Raw genomic sequence first — 15,914 nt, 5'->3', positions numbered from 1 at the left:
CTTCGCCACGCTCATTCCATAATCGCGGCCAAATCCAGCCTTGTTCGCGCGCGATGGAATGAGGCAGTATTACCTGAATGGGCTGCCGGGGGGCATCTCGAAGGGACGAGACCCGTGATCAAGACCGCCCTTGTCGCCATGACCATTGTCGGCTGCGACTGCGACGCCAAGCTGTGCGAATATATCGGCGAGACGCCGGCCAAATGGTCGACCATCGCCGAGTGCGAGGCCGCGATGAAAAGCCAGATCCTGCACGAGCGCAATTTCGACTATCCGCTGGTGTCCGGCATCTGCCGCACCAAGGGCTCGTCGACCTCCTCGCAACTGGCCGCGATCGCGTCCCGCCCGGACCTGAAGCCCGCCAGCAAGATCGTTCGGACGGAAAGCCCACTGCCGCCGGAACTGAGCCATCGGCCGAGTGTCCCGGTCGGCTCGCCGACGACGGCCGTCGAAGCGGACGCCGCCCGCCCTGTCGCCTATGAACAGGTGGTCGATGGCGGAACCGGCGTGCTCTACCGCACGAAGAACGGCTATGCCGTGGTCAAGACCGATCTCGGCCGCGCCGCCTCCGCGACCGCCGACGCGGCAAAACGGTCTGTGAACTGGCTGGCCGGCTTGGTGCCGACGGGGCTTTAGGCTTCGTCAGCGTCTCGACCGCTGGCCGGTTCTATCCAGCGGTGATAAACCGCCCACTCTCCGTTTGGCCAATTCGACTTGATACATGCTTCGCGGATGCCGTCTCAGTCGCCACGCGTTGAGCAATTTGACCCCCGCAAAACACCCGAACAGTGCAACCAGACCCCAAAAAATTCCAAACCCGTTGATTGAGATAAAAATAGCTAACAAACAAAATGCAGCAACCACGACATAATATAAGATCGAGGCCCAGACATATTTCTCCATTTGGGAGCTACTCATCTATCTGGTCCGGTTTGGCCATTCGCTTCATAGCTCGCCAATGCCGAGCAATTCGTTCTTGAGAATATGTCAATGGAACGAGGCGGCTTCAACCCACAGCCGAAATCCAAACTGAGACACCACCTCGACCCTACATCTTGACCTTCAGGCTCTCCCAGAACTTGTCGATCAGCGGCTGTTCGGTGCCCAGATCCTCGCTGCCGACGCGCGTGATGAACAACAGCCCCTGGTCGGCGAGGCCGTAGCCGACGATCTCGAAATAAGCGATATCGGTGCGCGTCTTCACCTCGGCGCGGATGCCGGTCAGTTTCTTGCCGTCGGGAAGCTTGCGCGTCGTCGGCTGCCGCGTCAGTTCGGCGCCGGCCTGAACCGATTCCTTGGTCATCTCCTGCAGCATCATCTGGTTGAGCGCCACCGGGTTCAGCTTGCCGTATTCCTGCACCACGACGATCGTCCCCAGCGCCGAAGCCATCAGATACTGCGTGATGTTTTCACCAAGATCGGTCTTGGTCACCGAAATGGTGCTTGGATGGTTGAAGGAGAAACTTCCGCCCGAAAACGTGGCGAAATCGTTGCGTTCGAGCGTCACCTTGCTCTTCTTGCCCCCGGGCAGCGTCACGTCGGCGCTCTCGCCGGGATCGATGTCGACGGCGACACCGTCGATCGTCAATTTGAACGCCTTGAGGTCCTCGGCTCTAGCCGGTCCAGCGCACAGCGCGATGAGGGTAAGGGCTGCCGCTGATACCATCCGCATTGACTGTTCTCCTGCTTCCTACGCAACCCCGCTCAGCGCCTTGATGGCACGGTAGAACGTCGAGGAAAACAGTTCCGTCGGGTCATACCGCCGTTTCGCCGCCAGGAACGCAGGCAGTTCGGGATAGGAGGCCAGCAGCTCCTTGGCCGTATAATGCAGTTGGTACGGCAGGAAGAAGCGCCCGCCATGTTTGATCGTCACATCGATCAACGCCCGCGTCAGCGCCCGCATCCCTATATTGCCGCCGGCTTCGGTCGGCTGGTTGATGTAGAGCACCAGCGAATAAGCCGGTTCCGGCGCATAGGTCAGCGCCACATCCTCCTTGTGGACGATGCGCACCGAGGCGTTGAGCACCGGCAGGGACTGATTGCGCAGGATCTCCCGGGCCTCGGCTATGAATGAATTATACGCAGCGCGCGGAATAAAATATTCGTGCAATATGTCCGTCTCGTCCATCAAATCGTTGAACAGGTATGGCACCGAATCGTGCATCGGATTGTTGCGGGTGACGAGGCAGGCCTCGCCCTGGGCCATTGCCGCCGTGCGCGCCACCGTGCAGCTTTCGAACCTCGGCTCCAGCGTCTTCTCGGTGAACCATTTCAGCTCCTGGAAGATGCTGCCCTTCTTGGCAAGGTTCATGATCACCCGCTTCAGGCCGACGCCCTCCGGCTCGCCGATCTCGGGCTGATCGGCTGGCGGCTGCTCGGCCACCTTGTCGTAGCGGTAGACGATCATGTCCTCGAGGAAATTGCCCGGCGCCGTCGACAGATGGCCGTAGAACAGGCCGATATCCTTGTTGGGCTCCAGCACTTCGGCGAAGAATTTCGGAAAATCGTCGGATTTGATGATTTCGCGCGAGGTGCGGTAGACGATGTTGTCGACGATGTCGAGCGTCGCCTCCAGCACCACGCCGAACAGGCCGTAGCCGCCGACGACATGACGGAACAGCTCGGTGTTTAAGGCTGGCGAGCAGGTCGTCACCGACCCATCGGCCAGCATCACCCGCATCGAGCGGATCGAACCCGCCACCGAGCCCGCCTGGTGGTCCATGCCGTGTGCGTTGACCGACAGCGAGCCGCCGACCGAAAAGATGTCGGTCGACTGCATCGCCTTAACCGCGAAGCGCGGATGCAGCATGTTCTGGATGTCATGCCAGCGCGCGCCGGGCTGCAACGTCATGGTCTTCGCCGCCGCATCGACGCTGACCTTGTTGAATTTTTTGAGGTCGAGCACCAGCGCATTGTCGTCGAAGGCATGGCCGCCCATCGAATGGCGGATGGCGGCCAGCGACACTTTCAACCCGTTGGCGCGGGCGAAGGCCAGCGCCCTGGCGATGTGGTCCTCCTCGCTGACCTCGACCACGCCATAGACCGGTGTCCGCGACAGGCCGCTGGCGTCGTTGATGTCGCCGCCCTTGGCCGACCAGGGCAGCAAAGGGTCGAAAGCTGGCGGGCTGGCGAGAGGCTTGAGCGGCAGGGCAATGCCATCGATGTCGGCGATGCGGCCGGCGTTCTTCGGCCCCGAAGGCCCGCGTGCCAGCCGCGCCATGGTGGTTCCGCCCCACAGCACCGCGCCGCCGACCACCGCCGCGCCGAGCACCAGGCGCCGCGACAGGCGGAACCCTTTTTGTTCCTCGGCCATGCACATCCCCCGTTAGCCAAGGGATAGCGCGGCTCTTTGGCAAAAACCATAGGCGGCTGTCGGGGCAGCGTTCCGCCACCCTGGTCGCCTGGCGGTGAGTGATCAGGAGCATGAAAATGGCCGATCCCCAAAGGAACCGGCCAAGACTGGAGCAAGGTCTGAAAGTCCGGTCGGCAGGTCTGCCGACGCATGACGCTCGTGGCTACGAAGCTTTCTTGATGGACGTAACCATGCCGGTCTTGTCATCGACGGTCACCGCCACCTTGGCGCCGACCTTCAGTTTGCCGATCTTCGCGTCCGGCGACAGCTGGTAGATCTTGCCGTCGTCGAGCGTGATCGACTTGGTCGTCGCATCGACCGCCTGGATGGTGCCCTGAACGGACGCGGCATAGGCGGTGCCGAGGAAGGCGAGCAGAGCGGCGGTGGTTGCGAGGGTCTTCTTCATCGGATGCACTCCGTGTTGTTTCGGTTTTCCGGGTAGCCACCGAGACGATGGAGCCGGACGACCCAAAATTGGAATGCAAGTCTTGCTCTTCGCAAATCACGTTGGATGACTTTTTGCAAAGGAAATCATAGGCTTAATTCTGACACATTGTCTGCGCGGCAGGACCTCGACGAGTTGATCCGCCCCCCCAGGGACGGTCCTTTTCAGCGTGAAAAGAGTCACTTGCACGGATTGCGGCGAACCGCCATCGTCTATCACGCGGCCGCCGCAATCCGTCGCTTGCGGCATCACGAAACGCCCGCTTATTTTTCCCCGCCACAAGTTTTGTGTCGTTGATCGGCAGGAACAGCTCCTGAAAAGAATCCGTAATTCCCGTTAAGGTTGCAAACTCAAGACGGATACAGCATTGTCGGGTCGTTGAATAAAGGGGGGACTTCCATGAAACTCGCCGTCCGGGCCATCTTATCCCTGATGCTGACGCTTCTTTCCGGCCTGGCTGGCGCGCAAGGTGCCGATCCCGGCGACGACAAGACGGTCATATTCACTCCGGGCGATCCGGAGATGAAGATGGCGACAGCGAAGGCTCTCGCCCGACTTGATGAATTCCTGTCCCTGGCCGAGGCCCCGCCCTCCGGCGCGGACAGATTCAAATTGAAGGTCAAGGTGCGTGACGGCAACGTCACCGAGCACTTCTGGGTGATCCCCTTTCGCCGGACCGAGACAGGGTTCGTCGGCATATTGGCAAACCAGCCAGACGAGGTGAAAAACGTCGTCCTCGGCCAGAACATAAAGTTTACCAGGGACGACATTTCCGACTGGGGATACACCAGGGATGGGCGGCAGATCGGCAGCTTCACCGTCTGCGTAATGTTCAAGAGAATGCCGAAAGAAGAGGCCGACTATATGCGCGGTAAATACGGCTTCGACTGCTGATCGTGTGCCGGCCGGACTAACGCGCCCCGTCCTTCGCCCCGATCTTGCGCACCAGTGCGGCCGTCGCCAGCATCGCGCCCATGTCCGAGATCATCGGCGCGACATGCCTGGTGTAGTCGAGCGGCACCGATATCTCGGGCAGTTCGAAGAAATTCTTCGCCTGCGGCAACAGCAGGAAACCGTCGCCGCCATTGAGCGCGACGCGAGCCGGATCGTCCGGCCAGGTTTCGCCCAGCCATTTCAGGGCCTGCGCCAGCCGGCCCGTCACCAGCGGCCGCGCCGCCTCGACATTGTCGGTGCGGAATTCGTAGGCCGCATCGAGCAGCGGCTCGCCGGACGACAAGTCCTGCATCCTGCTGGCGAACATGCCGCGGAAGAAGCTGACCACCGCATTGGTGCGCCGCGTCGCCACCAGGATGCCCGGGAACGGCTCGATCGCCTCGAAGGCGACGATGACGCCCTTGAAGGCCGTCGAAGAGCCCTTGCCCGTTCCTTCCCGCAGTTCCGCTTCGTAGAGTTCGAACGGAAAGTCTTCGTAGCGGCCTGAAACGACATCGTCGAAGGCTTGCCGGTTGAACGGCCCGACCGCTTCGCGCGGCAGACGGTCGAACGAGTTCGGCCTGCCGCCATGCTGGTATCGCACGTCGCGGATGAAGCCGAAGATGATCGGCAACAGCGTGTCCCGGAAGGATTGCTGCAGCCGTGTCGCCGGTTTCATGGCCTGGAAATAGAGCAGGATCGAAGCCGCGAAACCGAGGACATAGAGAAACACATGCGGCGTCGAGAACCATTGCTCGTTGGGGTCGGCGACCTTGTTGAACAGCCAGGCGATCAGCGCCACGGCGACCAGGGTCAGCCCGACGAACAGCGGCACCCGCCAGCGCACCTGCCGCACGGCCGAGGCCCGTGCCGCCTCATAGGCCTCGATGTCCCTGCGGATGCCGGCGATGACCGTTTCGCTCGGCATGAAATCCGCTGTTTCCACCATCATCCCCCCGCAAGACGAGTTCATGATAGCTGGTTTTATCCGATGTATCGACTGTGACGCAGTGAGACGGCGCCTGCCTTATAACGCCGGCGCCGTAATTAGGCGATTGGCAAGCAACCCACCCTTCGGCTGCAACACTACCGAAAGATCGCGCCGAGCCGCCCCTCGACCTTCGCCCTCATCGCCCCCGCCAACCCTTCCACCGGCAGCAGCCGCTCATGATCCCCGTCCCGCAACCGCACGAACGGATGCAACCGGTAAGCAGCAACGGCACCGCGCGTCCCTGCATCCGTGCTGACATCGACGACGAAAATCCCGCCAATGCGCCCTGGCCATGGCTGCCGGGCAAGGGCGGTGCCGAGGAAATCGCCGAGCCCATAGGCGACGACCGCATCGCCGATCCGCCCCACCGGCTGCACGACATGAGCGTGATGGCCGGCGATCAGGCCGACGCCCTGCCCGGCCAGACGCCTGGCCAGCGCCCGCGTTCCGGCGCGCGGAAAGTGCCGGAACTCCCAGTCCCAATGCGGCACCGCGCAAAGAAGATCGAGACCACGCGGCCAGTGCTCTGCGTCGCTGTCCATCGACACGCGCCCGGCAAACAGATTCTCATGCGCGTTGCGCCATAGCGTGAAGGCGGCGAAGCCGATAGTCAGCGGTCCGACCTCGACCGGCCGAACCGGGCCATCGCAGGCAAGGCCGATGGTGCCGATGCCAAGGCGCTTCAGTGCCGCCAGCGTCTCGTCGAAACCGGCGATGCCCTGGTCGAGAGCATGGTTGTTGGCCAGCGACAGCACCAGTTTTTCGCGCGCGATGCCGGCCGCGGCAAGCGCCTCTGGCAGGAATCGCTCGCTCATTGCATGATGTGTGCCGAGCTTCGTGCCAAGCACCGCACTTGGCCTGTCCACGACGGGGCTTTCGCAATTGCCGATCACCAGATCGGCACCACCAAGCAGCGCCTGGATCGCCGGATCGCAATCCGGCGCATGGCTGTTGGCCACCGCCGAGATGTCGCCGATGAAGGCAAGCCGCACCGTCCGCTTCGGCGGCGGCTCCATCAGCGTCCCCGCGATTGGCGCAAACCCGCTTGCGTTGCCGCCAAGCGACGGCATCAGGAAACGCGGCAGCCAGGACAATTTGTAGGAAAGCGGATAGTTCGACACGCGATGCCCAATCGTTTGCCCTGTTTAATGCATGCCGCCAAAAAAAGCGCAGCGGTTTTGTGGCAACGACATGCACAAAGCAAGACCTAAGACGCACCGCCTCAAATAGGCGCAAATCTGTGTATGGTCGCTGGTGGCAAATACCTGGGAGGGAAAGAATGACACGAATAGCTGGCCTGCTGGCATCCGCCTTCATCGTGCTTGTGCCCCTATCTTCCGCCAGTGCAACTTCCGCCAGCGCCGCCATGCCCGAAGCGGCGACCGCGCTGTTCGAGGCCAAGACAGTCGCCGCACGCGACAGTGCCCTGTCGACGCTGGAGGCCGCCGGGCCCAAGGATCCGGCATCGGCCTATGCCGCCGGCGCCGGCGAGTTCTTCACCGCACTGGAGTTGCTTGCCAGCGGCCTGCACCGCCACGGTTTCGAAAGCCCGCAATCCTTCATGCTGCCGCTGATGCAGTTGCCGGTGCCGGCCAACCCCAACCCCGAGCCACTGACCTATGACGAGTTCCGCGCCATACTGGTCGCCTTCCGCGACCGGCTGGAAAAGTCAGCCACCACGCTGGGCTCGGTGCCGGCCGATGCCGATATCGGCATGGTCATCGACCTCACCCATGTCGGCATCGACCTCAACGAGGACGGCACCATCGCCCCGGATGAGAGCATGGCGGCGATCATGGCCGCGCTGTCGCGTGGCAGTATCTCGCAAGGCGATAGCGCACCCGCCCTCACCTTCCGCTTCGACCGCGCCGACGGCTACTGGCTGCAGGGCTATGCCGAATTCCTGATGGCGCAGGCCGATTTCTGGCTGGCGCATGATTTCAGGAACACTTTCGACGGCTCCTTCCACATGCTGTTCCCGCGCGCCAAGCTGCCGCTGCAGGACATCCTCGTGCCACCGCCGAGCGAGATGGGCTCGAGCATCTTCTCCTCGGAATGGCGCATCGCCGATTTCATCTCGATGGTGCACATGATCAACTGGCCGGTGGTCGAGCCTGAGCGCCGCAAGGCGGCACGCCGGGAACTCCTGGAAATGATCCGGCTGTCGCGCGAGGACTGGAAGGCGATCCGCGCCGAGACCGACAATGACCGCGAATGGCTGCCCGGTCCGCAACAAAAGGGAGAGAACCCGCTGACGGGCCTCGAAGTCGGCGAGGAACAGGTGCAAGCCTGGCTCGCCGCCTTGACCATGGCCGAGGACCTGCTCGAAGGCCGGGCGCTGCTGCCGCATTTCCGTATCACGGGCAAGGGCATCAACATGAAGCGCTTCTTCGACGAGCCGAAGCGCTTCGACCTCGTGCTGTCGATCACCGGCCCCGGCATCGCGCCCTACCTGGAAACCGGTAGGATCCTGAACAGCCAGGATTTCGACCAGATCCAGCGCGAGTTCGGCGGCGGCGGGTTTTTGACGTTCGCGCTGTGGTTCAACTAGCATCGCCCATCGTCGTCCTGTGGCGTAGCCTGTCGCTTCGTCATCCTATGGCGGAGCAAGGAGCGGAGCGACGCGGCGCAGACCATAGGATCCTGTGTGTTTGTTCAGTGTTATGGTCGAAGTGGGAAGGAAACCGAAGGGATCCTGGTCGCCCATTTCTGGACAGGCCGTGGCATGGCTCGGTTCCTTCCCACCGGTGAACCATCAACCTGAACAGTTGCACGGGGCTGTTAGCTGCAGACCCCGCACCACAGGAAGAGGCGTGGACATGATAATGCAGAACTATGTCGGCTGCGACATCTCCAAGCAGTGGCTCGATTTTTTTGATGAGGCAAGCGGTCGTTGTCAGCGCATAGACAACCATGCCGATGCGATAGCTGCTCATGTGGCAGGCCTTCACCCCGGCCAGGATTTTGTGGTCATGGAAGCGACAGGCGTCCATGACCGGCTGCTGCGCCATGCCCTGGCCAAGGCAGGTGTGGCGTTCTCGCGGCACAACCCGACACACACCCACAATTATGCGAAGTCGACGGCGCGACGCGCCAAGACCGATCCTCTCGACGCCAGGATGCTGAGCGGCTATGGCCGCCGCTATCACCCTGAAGCCGAGCCGGCGCCGCGTGAGGAAGACGAACATCTTCAATCGCTTGCCCGCTACCGCGATCAGCTGGTCGATACCAGGGCAAACTTGAAGAAGCAGCTCAGTGAGGCTTTTGATGAGATCGTCATCGCCGGGTTCGAAGAGATGATCACTGACTTCAACACACGCATCAAGGCGCTCGAGGCCCGGATCGCACAAGTCATTCGTCAGAACGAGGGCACTGCCCGCGACAACGCTCTGATGGTCTCCGTGCCCGGGGTCTCCAAGGTCACCGCGCTCTCGCTCCTGGCGCTCCTGCCCGAGCTCGGCCAGCGCTCACCCAAGTCGATCGCCGCACTCGTCGGCCTTGCCCCGTTCGACAACAAGAGCGGCAAGCTCAGGCGCAGGAGCCAAATCCAGGGTGGCCGAGCACGCGTGCGCCGCGCCCTCTACATGGCAGCTCTCGGCGCTATTCGAGCCTGTGACCGGTTCAAAGCGTTCTACAGCACCATCGCTGCACGATCCGGCTCCAAGAAACTCGCCATCATCGCCGTCGCCAGGAAGCTTCTCGTCGTCCTCAACGCTATCATCCGAGATCAAAAAGCTTTCGCTTGAACACAGTTGCCATGCCGGGACTCCTGAGCGCCGCCACGGTTCGGATTCTGCACCGCTGTGTCTTTCGACTAAGGTCGCGGCATGGATCCTCGGGTCTCCGCGACGGAGCTTCGCTCCTGCTTCGCCCGTGGATGACGACGTCGGGGAGACTTCGGCCGATGGCAGCAACGATGGACAGCACCTCAAAAAATCGCGCCCTGATAGAGCACCGCTTCCGCCTCCTCCGGCGCGAACCGCCTGGCCAGCGTCCGAAACGCGCTGTGCACGCCGTCGCGGTCGATGTTGCAACTCCGAAGGTGGCGCACCGCCAGCGTCGGATCGAAGGCGCTGCGGCCGTGCAGGACGCGCTGATTGTCGAAGACCAGCACTTCGCCGGGCTGCAACTGGTGCTGGAACTGGTTCTGGGGATCGCAGATCAGCCGCGTCAGTTCGGCCAGCGCTTCGATCAACCCATCGATCCGATCCAGGGGCGCCCATTGCGGCGCGAGGCACCGGTCATTGTAGCGGATGCCGGTGACCGCGCCCGCCGCATCGAGGCTGATGACATGCGCCTCGGCGCTGAAGAACACTTCCCCTTCATGCTCGCGGTGGAAGGTCACGCCATGCCGCGTCAACAACTCGAACAGGTCGGACGTGCGCGTCCGCATCCGCTCGGCGACATGAAAACCATCGACCATCAGCGAGGTGCCGCCGCTGCCAGCCCCCGTACGGATGGCGTGGAAGAAGATGAAGCCCGGCGGCGAATACCGAAACGGCTCGTCCGTATGCGGGATCTGCGCCCGCGCCGTCTCGCCCGCCACCCGCGCATCCGGCCGCGAGATGAGATCGAACACCTTGCCGTAGCTGGTTTCGCGGATCGGCCCGTAGCGGCCGGCGACCTGCGCTGTCGCCTCGGTCCCGGCCGGAACGCCGGTCAGCATGGCGATGCCGTGATCCCTTAGCGCCCGGAGCGACTGGAACAGCGCTTCGTCCTCCGCCACCACCGCGCCGAATGCGAAGCGACTGAGCCGTTCGGTGAGGTTGTTGTTCCAAAGTTGCGGCCGGAAACGGGCCGGACCCGAGCCGCCGGCGTGCCCCACCAGGACGGTCGGATCGTAATGCGAGACATGCCCGTCCTGCCAGATGGCCGTGACCTGCCCGGGCACGGAGACGTCGAAACTTTCCGCATGGATTGCCTTGTCGACATCAGCCGGCGTCAGCCACCTCTTGCCCGAGGCGGTGTCGCCGCATTCACCGCATTCGCAGGCCAGCCGCAGCCAGCGCGTCGAGAGTTTTGCCGAGCGGCCATCCGCCAGTTCGACGGCAATACGTGCACCCTCCGCGCGCATCGCGCGGATCGGCGCGGCATCCTGTCTTTCCTGGCCTGATTGTATTGGCGTGTCGAGCATCTGGTATCCCCTGCGGTTGAATTTCTTCGATCAACCTTAGGCAAGGAAAATCCCGCACTCAAACGAGTTCCCTTCTCCAGGTTTTGAGGTAAATTCAAAACATGACGACGTTGAGGGATTTGCCGCTGTCGGGTTTGCGGGCGCTGGTGGCGGCCGCCAGGGCCGGCAGCCTGACGCGCGCCGCCGAGGAATTGGGGGTGACGCCCGGCGCCATCGGCCACCAGATCCGGCAGTTGGAGGAGCGGCTCGGCGTCAAGCTCGTCCGGCGTGAGGGCAATGGCATCGTGCTGACCCGCGCCGGCGAGGCCGCCTTGCCCGACATCGACCGCGGCTTCGACGCGCTTGCCTCCGGCATGCGCCGGCTGCGCTTCGAACGGCAGGCCGAGACCTTCACCATTTCGGCCGATCCGTCCTTCGCCTCGCTTTGGCTGGCACCCCGGCTCGACAGGGTGCGGCCAGCTCTGCGGCGGCTCGAGGTCCGCATCGTCGCTTCCGTCGCGCTCGACGCCATGGCGCAGGAAGGCGTCGACCTGGCGATCAGCTACCGCAAGGGATCGACACCTGATATCGCGGCGCTCGACCTGTTCACCGAACGGGTCATTCCAGCCTGCGCGCCGGCGCTGGTCGAGGGTCATGCCGGGCCGGACAGGGCCGAAGTGCTGGACCGGATGCCGCTGCTGCACATCGACCCTATGATGGGCGACGATGTCTATCCCAACTGGCGGGACTGGTTCAGTGCGGCAACGCGGCAAAGGAAGGACATCGACCAAGGTCCACGCTTCGGATTGACCATCGTCGCGGCACAGGCGGCGATCGCCGGCATGGGCGCCTTGCTGGCCAGCGAACTCGTGTTGCGCCGTCATCTCGACGCGGGCCATCTCGTCGAGATCGCCCGCGACGTCCCGGCCCTGACCATCAAGCGCCGTATCGTCTGGCCCGCACACGGCCCGAAGGCGGGCCGAGCCGCCGCGGTGGCGGCGGCACTCCTGGCAGCGGCCGACAACGGCATTGATGGCGCCCTGCCGCGATGACACTCTGATGCATGTCGCCCGACGCGCTTTAGAAAAACAGCCGCTGTATCCGCAGAAGCGCGGCCAATGCGCCTGCAATGAGCGCGTTCGAGATCACGCCGATCGCAGCGGTCGTCCAGGCGATGTCGCCGGACTGGCCAAAGACCAAAAACGGAAACCCGGCGGCGCTGACGACAATCGCCACCATCAACCCAAGCCAGCCGACGTTTGGCCGCTTGGCCACCCGGCTGAGGAAATAGGCGATCCCTACCAGCAGTATCCTAAGCGGGTCCAATATCTGGGCAATGACGATGGCGATCAAAAGCATGGCCGGGAACTGAAACCTCTAAATCTAGCGCTGGAACCCGTGCAGCCTTGCGAGCAACCACTGCAGCGGATTGCCGACGAAGGCGCGGATTACGAAGCTGTCGTGGGCGGCATCGGACGCAAGCAAGGCGATGGTGCCGGCGTCGAGGCGGCGTGGTGGATCCGAGCTGGGCACGATGCCCTGCCCCGTCAGCAACTGCCTGATCTCGGCGTTGCCTGAGGCCGACGCCTTGCCATAGGCGCTGACGAAGAAACTCTTCCGGTGCCGCGCGATCCAGTTGGCGAAGATGTCTGCGTCATCGAAGACGGCGTCGAGCAGGATAACGCCGAGCAGGCGGCCGTCGATATCGCCATTCCTGAGCACGAAGGCCGCCGGATTGTAGCCGCCGCTATAGGCGACGAGCACCACCGGCATGGCGTCGAATTTTGCCGCCTTGGCGCCGGTCAACCTGGCCAGGCCTTGCGCCGCTTCGGCCATGAATTTCGCGAAAAACTCCGGCGTCCAGAAATTGCCGGCGCTGGAATCCTGCGCATTGCTGGCGAATTGCGGCGCCACCAGCACGGCGTTGAGGCCCGATGCCTCTACCTGCGCGACGACACGCTGGCGGCCGACCACGTCGCGCTGCAAGGTGGCGCCATTGCCGTGGAAGAAAACCACGATGACAACCGGTTTGGCCGGATCGAACCCTTTCGGCACGGCCAGCAGCGTCGAGCGGTCAGAATAGGTCTCGTCTTCCCAATAGATGCCGCCGCGCGGCGAGGTATGGCCGCGCCTGCCATCCGCCGCCGTGACGTCGAGAAACGGCGCCGAGCCATCGGGCAGCTTGCCCCGGTAGGGAAAGGGCGACGCCTTGAATGGCACGATAGTCGACATGGCCTTGTGCAAGCGCGCCCCTTGGCTCGCCACCGGAAACGCCGCCGTGGCCAGCAATCCGGCGACAATGGCGCGCCGGTCGGGCATCAGGCAGCCACCAGCCGCACAGCCGGCGCCTTAGACGGCAGCAGCACGGCGAAGAACGCCGGGATGGCAATGAGATACGCTATCGCCGACCATTGCAGCACGGCGCTTAACCCGAAACTGGTGGCGACGATCGGCACCGCGGCCGAGCCGATGACAGAGAAACAGCCATTAATGCCCCAGGCCCAGACGAACAGATGCTCCTTGCCGAGCCGCGCCAGCCAGGTCATGGCGGTGGCCATCGGCATGCCCATCAGGAAGGCCGGCGGCGACACCAGCAGGAAGCAGAGCAGCAGCCGCACCGCATAGGGATAGGCGCCGATCCAGTCGAGCACCGGCGACAGATAGAAGCCATAGGCCAGAAGCAGCACACAGACCGCCAGCAGCACGATAGGCAGCAGTGTCCTGGCGCGGTCGAAGATGCGTTCGGCAAACAGGCTGCCGAGACCCGAAAACACCAGCATCGAGGAGATCAGCACCGAGGCAGACACAGTCGGATTGGCCAGCGCCACGGTGAAGCGGCTGATCAGCCCGACCTCGACCATGATGTAGCCGAGGCCGAGACAGGCGAAATAGAGGATGGTGCCGAGCTTGCCGCGCGAGCGCGAGAACACGATGCGCCAGCCGAACAGGACCGGCAGCAGCACCAGCGACGCCGCCGTGATGCAGGCAATGCCGAGCGTCGCCCAGATCAAGAGATAACCCCAATCGTCCTGGAACAGGTCGAGCCGGTCGAGCGTGCGCGGCAGGTCGGCGACCTTCACATAGGCGGCGAAATAGGGCTGGTCGTTGCTGAGCGCCCGCGCGTCGAAGACATAATCGCTGGCAAGCTTTTCCCAGCCGCCGGTCAGAAGCGCGTGCCACGTCATGCGTTGCAGCGCCGTCGCCGGCAGCACTTGCGGGCCGGCATCGCTGCCGGCGTCCGCACAGGCATCGAGCGTCGGATCGGCTGGCGCTGTCGGGTCGCAATCGGGATTTGCAGGCGCAGTCGGATCGGCCGGGGCGGTCGCATCGGCGGCCGGTTGCTGCGTCAGCGTCGCATCCTGTCCGCTGCCGAAGATCGAGGCACGGTAATCATCGAGCACCTTTTGGGCGCCCGTGCCGTCATAAACCATTCCGGGATAATAGACCTCTTCCCACGACATCGACTTGGTGTAGTCGCGCAAGGTCTTGATTTCGGCTTCGGTGAAGCCGCCGCGCTTGAACAGCACCGTCGTCGTCGAGAGATAGCTCGACACGGCGAAGATATCGTTGACGGCACCTTGGCTGTCGAAGGCCTTGGCCGCCTCGGCAATGGTCGAATAGAGCTTCAGCACCGATTTCGGCGGCTCTTCCTTGTTCCAAAGGGTCACCGACAGCACGCCGCCATCGGCGAGCGCGTGCATGTAGCTCAGCATCGCCTCGCGCGTGTAGGCGTACTTCTCCGAGATGGCAAAGCCGCCCGGATTGGACAGGCCGACGCTGTCGGCGAGGCTGAAGTCGATGACGTCGTAGCGCTCGCTCGTGTTGGCGAGGAACAGCCGCCCGTCATAGTCGACGACTTTGAGCCGCGGCTCGGCGAGAATGTCGCCGGTAACATCCTTCAAAAGGGGATCGCGGAACGCCCGCAACGTCATCGGGTTGCTCTCGGTGACGGTCACCGAGGTTGAGCCGGCATTGAGCGCGGCCTGCGTGGAGATGCCGCCGCCGAACTGCACGACGAATGTCTTGGGCTTGTCCTTGATGACATAAGGATAGTGCATCGGCAAATAGCGGAAATAGACCTGCTCGGCCGGCGCCAGATTGCGCATGATGCCTTCCGGCCCGTCGCCGTCGCGATACATGCCGACATAGGTGTTTTCAGGCACTTCGGGCATGCCGAAGGCGGCGTTGTCGCTCAGGCCCGGCGCGAAATGCATGTAGGAGCTGGCATAGACCTGCAGGTCGCCGAAGGGCGAGACGCTGCGATAGATGCGCTTGCCGTCCGGGAAGTTGCGGGCATAGGCGACACCCTTGTACTGCGACACGGCAATGTCGGGAACGCCTGTAAGCCCGGGCAGCATGAGGTAGCCTGATATCGACAGCGCCGCCACGACAACGCCGGCGACAGCGCTCTTCCAGGCGCCGAAAGCAAGGAACCACAGCAGCGAGCCGGCGGCCCACAAAAGCAGCGGCACGACGATGATGGTTTCCGGTGCGAACAGATACAGCGACACCAGCACGACGAGGCCGGCGAGCCCCGAACCGGTGAGGTCGGCGAAATAGACGCGACCGAAGGCGGTGCGGCTTTTCAGGAAGACGATGCCGAGAAAGAACGCGCCGGCCAGGAACGGCAGGAGATAAAGCAGGAAATTGGCGAGCAGTCGCCATTTCTGCGCGGGATCCGAGACCAGGAAGATGGCGTTGAACGGCACCGTCTGGGCAACCAGGTTGGAGCCGACGGCAAGCGGGCCGATCAGCAGCAGGGCCGCGGTGGCGGCACCTTGCCAATGGCGGTCGAACCAGCCCTTGCCGGCGAAGATGACGACGCTGGACAGCGAGAAGCCGAGCATGGCGAGGCTGACCACCAGCGAACCGAAATGCGACCAACTGCCGACGGCGAACACCCGCATGACCGCGATCTGCAGCGCGATGATGGCGCCGGCGATCAGTCCCACCGCCAGGTAATGCGCGAGCCGTGGCGCCTCCAGCGAGGCCATGCTTGGTCGAGAGGTCGATACGACAGCCGTCATTCAGCCCCCTTGATGCGGCGGTTCGGCTCGGCGGCCTTGGACTGGCGCCCAAA

At 63.2% G+C, this 15,914-nt stretch carries 14 protein-coding genes; 5 read left to right on the top strand and 9 right to left on the bottom strand.

What is annotated here, in order from left to right; all coding sequences use genetic code 11:
• Positions 1-114 precede the first annotated feature (114 nt).
• Positions 115-636: a hypothetical protein gene (locus tag EB233_RS11775; protein WP_064989759.1), complete on the top strand. Its 522-nt coding sequence runs from the start codon at positions 115-117 to the stop codon at positions 634-636.
• A gap of 412 nt (positions 637-1,048) precedes the next feature.
• Here the strand turns inward: EB233_RS11775 and EB233_RS11770 are convergent, their stop codons facing one another.
• The 3 genes from EB233_RS11770 to EB233_RS11760 form a co-directional block, all read right to left on the bottom strand.
• Positions 1,049-1,672 carry a hypothetical protein gene (locus tag EB233_RS11770; RefSeq protein ID WP_064989758.1) on the bottom strand — a complete coding sequence of 208 codons (624 nt, stop codon included), beginning with the start codon at positions 1,670-1,672 and terminating at the stop codon, positions 1,049-1,051.
• An 18-nt stretch (positions 1,673-1,690) separates the two neighbouring features.
• Positions 1,691-3,313, bottom strand: coding sequence for an FAD-binding oxidoreductase (locus tag EB233_RS11765; RefSeq protein WP_064989838.1), 1,623 nt, complete (start codon positions 3,311-3,313; stop codon positions 1,691-1,693).
• 202 nt (positions 3,314-3,515) lie between these two features.
• Positions 3,516-3,758, bottom strand: coding sequence for a DUF1344 domain-containing protein (locus EB233_RS11760; protein ID WP_064989757.1), 243 nt, complete (start codon positions 3,756-3,758; stop codon positions 3,516-3,518).
• A 438-nt stretch (positions 3,759-4,196) separates the two neighbouring features.
• On the opposite strand from EB233_RS11760, the gene EB233_RS11755 reads away from it, so the two are divergent.
• Entirely contained in the window at positions 4,197-4,691 is a 495-nt protein-coding gene (locus EB233_RS11755; protein ID WP_064989756.1) for a YegJ family protein, read from the top strand.
• A 16-nt stretch (positions 4,692-4,707) separates the two neighbouring features.
• Here the strand turns inward: EB233_RS11755 and EB233_RS11750 are convergent, their stop codons facing one another.
• Both EB233_RS11750 and EB233_RS11745 read right to left on the bottom strand, forming a co-directional pair.
• Positions 4,708-5,682: a DUF3137 domain-containing protein gene (locus EB233_RS11750; protein ID WP_064989755.1), complete on the bottom strand. Its 975-nt coding sequence runs from the start codon at positions 5,680-5,682 to the stop codon at positions 4,708-4,710.
• 134 nt (positions 5,683-5,816) lie between these two features.
• On the bottom strand, positions 5,817-6,842 hold the full coding sequence (locus EB233_RS11745; RefSeq protein WP_064989754.1) for a CapA family protein: 1,026 nt from the start codon (positions 6,840-6,842) through the stop codon (positions 5,817-5,819).
• Between the two features lie 158 nt (positions 6,843-7,000).
• On the opposite strand from EB233_RS11745, the gene EB233_RS11740 reads away from it, so the two are divergent.
• Both EB233_RS11740 and EB233_RS11735 read left to right on the top strand, forming a co-directional pair.
• A complete protein-coding gene (locus EB233_RS11740; RefSeq protein WP_064989753.1) occupies positions 7,001-8,272 on the top strand; it encodes a hypothetical protein in 1,272 nt (423 codons plus the stop codon).
• 268 nt (positions 8,273-8,540) lie between these two features.
• A complete protein-coding gene (locus tag EB233_RS11735; protein WP_064988762.1) occupies positions 8,541-9,467 on the top strand; it encodes an IS110 family RNA-guided transposase in 927 nt (308 codons plus the stop codon).
• A gap of 182 nt (positions 9,468-9,649) precedes the next feature.
• Here the strand turns inward: EB233_RS11735 and EB233_RS11730 are convergent, their stop codons facing one another.
• Positions 9,650-10,855, bottom strand: a complete 1,206-nt coding sequence (locus EB233_RS11730; RefSeq protein ID WP_064989639.1) for a clavaminate synthase family protein — start codon at positions 10,853-10,855, stop codon at positions 9,650-9,652.
• 101 nt (positions 10,856-10,956) lie between these two features.
• Here EB233_RS11730 and EB233_RS11725 point away from each other — a divergent pair, with 101 nt between their 5' ends.
• Positions 10,957-11,886 (top strand): LysR substrate-binding domain-containing protein, encoded by a 930-nt coding sequence (locus EB233_RS11725; protein ID WP_064989640.1) that lies wholly within the window; start codon positions 10,957-10,959, stop codon positions 11,884-11,886.
• Between the two features lie 28 nt (positions 11,887-11,914).
• On the opposite strand, the gene EB233_RS11720 is transcribed toward EB233_RS11725, so the two are convergent.
• Genes EB233_RS11720 through EB233_RS11710 form a run of 3 tightly spaced genes read right to left on the bottom strand, consistent with a single transcriptional unit; the run spans position 11,915 to position 15,861 of the window.
• Entirely contained in the window at positions 11,915-12,193 is a 279-nt protein-coding gene (locus EB233_RS11720; protein WP_064989641.1) for a hypothetical protein, read from the bottom strand.
• Between the two features lie 24 nt (positions 12,194-12,217).
• Entirely contained in the window at positions 12,218-13,153 is a 936-nt protein-coding gene (locus tag EB233_RS11715) for a hypothetical protein (RefSeq protein WP_064989642.1), read from the bottom strand.
• A complete protein-coding gene (locus tag EB233_RS11710; RefSeq protein ID WP_064989643.1) occupies positions 13,153-15,861 on the bottom strand; it encodes a spermidine synthase family protein in 2,709 nt (902 codons plus the stop codon). The genes EB233_RS11715 and EB233_RS11710 overlap by 1 nt, the downstream gene beginning before the upstream one ends.
• Positions 15,862-15,914: the final 53 nt, after the last annotated feature.

Origin of the sequence: Mesorhizobium erdmanii (assembly GCF_013170725.1) — a bacterium.
Lineage (GTDB): Bacteria > Pseudomonadota > Alphaproteobacteria > Rhizobiales > Rhizobiaceae > Mesorhizobium > Mesorhizobium erdmanii.
This window is presented reverse-complemented; position numbering and strand designations above follow the sequence as displayed.